Annotated in this window: 3 protein-coding genes; all 3 read right to left on the reverse strand. The window is 74.3% G+C overall.

The features are described 5' to 3' along the window. Positions 1–99 precede the first annotated feature (99 nt). From ACI79E_RS22320 to ACI79E_RS22330, 3 genes are read right to left on the reverse strand one after another with little or no spacing between them, the layout of a single operon-like run. Complete coding sequence (locus ACI79E_RS22320) at positions 100–912, reverse strand: maleate cis-trans isomerase family protein (protein ID WP_456934773.1); 813 nt, start codon at positions 910–912, stop codon at positions 100–102. Beyond that, the gene (locus ACI79E_RS22325; protein WP_456934774.1) at positions 912–3,353 is read right to left on the reverse strand and encodes a xanthine dehydrogenase family protein molybdopterin-binding subunit; all 2,442 of its coding nucleotides are present in this window, start codon (positions 3,351–3,353) and stop codon (positions 912–914) included. Before ACI79E_RS22325 ends, ACI79E_RS22320 begins: the two co-directional genes overlap by 1 nt. After that, positions 3,350–3,892 carry a (2Fe-2S)-binding protein gene (locus ACI79E_RS22330; protein ID WP_456934775.1) on the reverse strand — a complete coding sequence of 181 codons (543 nt, stop codon included), beginning with the start codon at positions 3,890–3,892 and terminating at the stop codon, positions 3,350–3,352. The genes ACI79E_RS22325 and ACI79E_RS22330 overlap by 4 nt, the downstream gene beginning before the upstream one ends. Positions 3,893–4,046: the final 154 nt, after the last annotated feature.

The raw sequence follows: 4,046 nt of genomic DNA on the forward strand, positions 1-4,046 counted from the left end.
CCCCCCCCCCCCCCCCCCCCCCCCCCCCCCCCCCCCCCCCCCCCCCCCCCCCCCCCCCCCCCCCCCCCCCCCCCCCCCCCCCCCCCCCCCCCCCCCGGCTCAGCCCAGCGCGCCGGTGAGCAGCGCGCCCGCCCCGGGGATCGCGGGCGCGTGCCCGAGCGCCCGGAGCACCTCGTAGGTGGTCGCGGTGGCGGCGGTGACGACCGGCAGCCCGAGCTCGTCCTCGACGGTCTGGACGGCGGCCAGCGAGGGCATCTGCACGCAGGCCGAGAGCACGATCGCCTCGGCACCCTCCCGCCGCAGCCCGCGGGCGATCTCCGGCAGCCGGCCGGGGTCCAGCCGCCCGACCGCGAGGTTGTCGGGCACCTCGAGGGCGATCGCATCGAGCACCTCGACGCCCTCCCCCTCCACGTACTCGCGCACCAGCCGGGTGAGCGGCGCCATGTACGGCGTCACCATCGCGACCCGGTGCACGCCGATGCCGCTGAGGGTGCGCACCAGCGCACCGGCGCTGCTGACGACCCCCGCCGGGTGCCCGTTGGCGCGCGCCGCCTCGCCGATGACCTGCTCGGACTCCTTGTGCGCGCCGGGCCCCTGGGCCATCACCGCGACCAGGCAGGCGTAGGCGATGACGTCGACGTCGGCGTCGGAGACCGCGACCGCGCAGTCGGCCGCCTTGCCGACCATCGCGGCCAGCTCCTCCTTCGTCACCTGCTTCATCGCCGCGCGGGCCGAGTGGAAGGTGTAGCGGTGCCCGGTGGCCTCGGTCTGCCGGCGGAAGAGCTCCGGCAGCTCGGTCTCCATCGTGGTGTTGGAGCTCGGCACGATCAGCCCGATGCGCGAGGCGTCCGGGGAGCCGGGTGCCGGCGACGCCTCGCAGGCGGCCGCGTCGGTGGTCAGGTCGGTGCTCATCAGTAGCCGTCTCCTCCGTCGGGCAGGTCCCCGGGGGTGGGGTCCAGGTGGGTGTCGAGGTGGTCCGCCCGGCCGGTGAGCTCCCGCCAGACCGCCTCCGGTGTGATCGGGAGGCTGGAGAGCTCCACCCCGTGGTCGGCGAGCGCGTCGCAGATCGCGTTGGCCACCGCTGCGCCGGGCGGGATGGTGCCGGCCTCCCCCACCCCGCGGACGCCGAAGGGGGTGACCGGGGAGGCCACCTCGGTGTGCAGCAGTTCCAGCGGCGGCAGGTCGGCCGCCGTGGGGACGAAGTAGTCGACCATCGAGCCGTTGACCAGTTGTCCGGTCTCCGCGTCGTAGCGCAGCTCCTCGGTCAGCGCCGCGCCGAAGCCCTGCGCCAGCGCACCCCGGATCTGGCCCTCGACGACGATGGGGTTCACCACCGTCCCGGCGTCGTGCACCATCACGAACCGCTCGACGGTGAACTCCCCGGTCCCCGGGTCGACCGACACCAGCGCCGCGGCCGTCCCGAAGGAGTAGGCGGCGTCGGAGGGCTCGAAGTGGGAGGTGGCCTCCAGCCCCGGGTCCTCCCCGGGCGGGATCCCCTGGCCGGTGATCGCGGCGGTGAAGACCTCGGCGAGGCGGACCTCCACGCCCGGGACGTCGCGGTGGCGGACGACGGAGCCGGCGATCTCCAGGTCGGCCGCATCGGCGTCGAGCTTGCCCGCGGCCAGCCGCAGCGTCTTGCGGGCCAGCTCCTCGGCGGCCTCCTTCAGCGCCCCGGCCGCGGCGATCATCGTGCGGGACGCGAACCCACCGGTGTTCAGCGGCGAGATGGCGGTGTCCCCGGCGTGCACCCGGACCAGGTCGTACCCGATGCCGAAGACGTCGCTGACCACCTGGGCGAACGCGGTCTCGCTGCTCTGCCCCATCGAGGAGACGCCGGTGTAGACGTCGATGCCGCCCGACCGGTTGGCCCGCAACGTGACGCTCTCGTGCGCACCGAACTGGGAGCCGCGGTTGGCCAGGAACCGGGCACTGGCGTAGCCGGTGCGCTCCACGAAGGAGGAGAACCCGATGCCGACCAGCCGCCCGTCGGCGCGGGGCACCCGCGGGGCGTCGCGGTGGTCGGCCCAGCCGATGGCCTCCGCGGCCATCCGCAGGCAGCGCTCGTAGTCCCCGCTGTCGTAGACCGCACCGGTGGGGTTGCGCCACGGCAGGTCCGACTGCTTGACCATGTTGGCCGCGCGGAGCTCCACCGGGTCCAGGTCCAGCTTCCGGGCGAGGGTGTCCATCAGGCGCTCGTACGCGAAGTTGACCTCCGGCTGCCCGTACCCCCGGTAGGCCCCGATCGGCGTCTTGTTGGTCAGGGTGACCCGGCGCTCGGTGTACCCGTCCTCGACGCGGTAGGGGCCGTTGAACACCACGCTGGACAGCTGCGCGGACCCGAAGGGGGAGTTCCACCCGCCGATGTCGGTGGCGTAGACGTTGGTCATGGCCAGGATCCGGCCCTCGGCGTCCGCGGCGATCCGGTAGTCGTGCACCGACTCGCGGGCGTGCGTGGAGGCGCGGAAGTGCTCGGCGCGGTCCTCGGTCCACTTCACCGGCCGGCGCAGCGCCATGGCGTGCAGGCAGGCCAGCACGTCCTCCGGGAAGACCCCGAGCTTGAGGCCGAACCCACCCCCGACGTCGGAGGCGACGACCCGGATGTCGCTCTCCTGCAGCCGCAGCACCTCGGCCAGCGACTTGCGGATCAGGTGCGGCACCTGCGAGGAGATGTGGACGGTGAGCTCCCGGGCCCCGGGCCGCCACTCGGCGACGACGGCGCGGGTCTCCATCGGCAGCGCGGTGACCCGGTTGATGCGGAACCGGCCCTCGACCACGACGTCCGCCTCGGCCATCCGGGCCTCGGGGTCGCCACTGCCGTCGGAGTTGGCCGCCAGCAGGTTCGAGTCCAGCACCGACGGGTGCAGCACGGGCGCACCCGGCTCCAGCGCGGCGAGGACGTCGACCACGTGCGGCAGCGGCTCGTAGTCCACGTCGACCAGCTCGAGGGCGTCCTCGGCCAGGTGACGGCTGGTGGCCACCACGCTCACCACCGGCTGGCCCTCGTGGGTGGCGACGTCCCCGGCCAGGGCGTAGTACGGCAGCTGGGGTGCGCCGGGCACCGGGCGGAGCACCGGCAGTGGCTCGGTGGCGGCCCGCACCTGCTGCCCCACCAGCACGTGCATGACGCCGTCGAGCTGCTCGGCGGCGGAGGTGTCCACCCGCAGCACCCGCGCGTGGGGGTACGGGCAGCGCAGCACCGCCATGTACAGCACCCGGGCCGGCTCGACGTCGTCGGTGAACCGGCCGTCGCCGCGCAGCAGCCGGTCGTCCTCCTTGCGGGGCGTCGACGTCCCGATCCCACCGGGTTTCGGGCCGGTCTGGACGGGAGGAGCGGGGCGCTCCACCGTGGTCATGGCGTCACCTCCGGCGACGGGTCGGCGTCCTCGGCGCGCTGGGGGTGTTCGGCGAACCACCGCTCGATCGCGGTGACGACGTTCTCGTAGCCGGTGCAGCGGCAGAGCACGCCGGCGACCTCCTCCCGGATCTCCTCCCGGGACGGGCGGCCGCGGCCCTGCTGGCCGAGCGCGGTCGCCGTCATCAGGAACGCGGGGGTGCAGAAGCCGCACTGGAGGGCGTGCTCCTCCTTGAACGTCTGCTGCAGCGGGTCGAGCCGGTCGTCCACCGCCAGCGACTCGACCGTGCGCACGCTGCGGCCGTCGAGCTGGCAGGCCAGCATGAGGCAGGACTTCACCGCCTCCCCGTCGACGACGACCGTGCACATGCCGCACGAGCCCTGCTCGCAGCCGACGTGCGTACCGGTGAGGCCCAGCCGCTGGCGCAGGAAGTCGGCCGCGTGCAGCCGGGGCGGCACGGTGGCGGTGACCTCCTGGCCGTTGACGGTGGTGGTCAGCGCGACGAGCGGCTCGACCCCGGCCTCGGGGGCGAGGCTCATCGGCGGTTTCCCGGGCGCATCTCGGGCACGGTGAGCTCGCCGGCGTCGACGATGAGGGCGTCGTCGAGGTAGAGGCTGCAGCCGCGCATCGGGATGTCGAAGTGGCAGGGGGTGTCGTTGGGGCCGCCGAGTTCGTTGTTGGGGCCGATGGAGA

Source organism: Geodermatophilus sp. SYSU D00079 (assembly GCF_054050635.1).